Raw genomic sequence first — 859 nt, 5'->3', positions numbered from 1 at the left:
CACCTGCCCACGACCACGGTCAACGCCCGCGGCTACACCAGCACCCGCGGCTACGACGCGGCGAACAACCTCACCCAGCTCACCCGCCCCAACCCCGCCGGCGGCACGGTCGACTACTCCTACGGCTACGACGCGGCCAGGAACGTCACCTCCGCCACCGACCCGCTCGGCAACGCCTCGGCCTTCGTCTACAGCGCCGAGGGCGACCTGACACGGGCCACCTCCCCGCTCGGCTCGGCCCAGTCGATGGCCTACGACACCGCCGGCCGCGTCACCGCCGTGACCAGCCCGCGCGGCAACGCCCCCGGGGCGGACCCGGCCCAGTTCACCTGGCGGTACGAATACGACGCCCTCGGCCGGCCCATCAGGGCCACCGACCCCACCGGGCAGTACGAGACCGTCGACTACGACGCCGACGGCAGGGTCACCAAGGCCACCGACACCAAGGGCCGCGCCACCACCTACACCTACGACGACGCCGGGCACCTCACCGCCGTGCAGGGACCCGACCCGGGCGTCCCGCCCACCGCCACGGCCTACGACGCCAACGGCAACACCACCACCGTCACCGACTCCATGGGCCGGACCGTGACCTTCGCCTACGACGCGGCGAACCGGGCCACCTCGGTGACGAACCCGCTGGGCACCTACACCCTCGCCTACACGCCCCGGAACCAGGTCGCCAGCGTCACCGACCCCCAGGGCGCCGTCACCGCCTACAGGTACGACGCCGCGGGCCGGCTGACCAAGGCGGACCTTCCGGGCACGGACAGCGACGTCACCTACACCTACGACCCCAACGGCAACCGCGCCACCATGGTCGATCCGAACGGCACCACGACCTACGCCTACGACTCGC

1 pseudogene is annotated in these 859 nt (G+C 72.3%); it reads left to right on the top strand.

Annotation, left to right across the window (positions count from 1 at the left end):
- Positions 1-859, top strand: a pseudogene (locus BV907_RS18050) (hypothetical protein); the annotation flags it as partial.

It is taken from the genome of Sinomonas mesophila (assembly GCF_001999765.1).
GTDB lineage: Bacteria > Actinomycetota > Actinomycetes > Actinomycetales > Micrococcaceae > Sinomonas > Sinomonas mesophila.
This window is presented reverse-complemented; position numbering and strand designations above follow the sequence as displayed.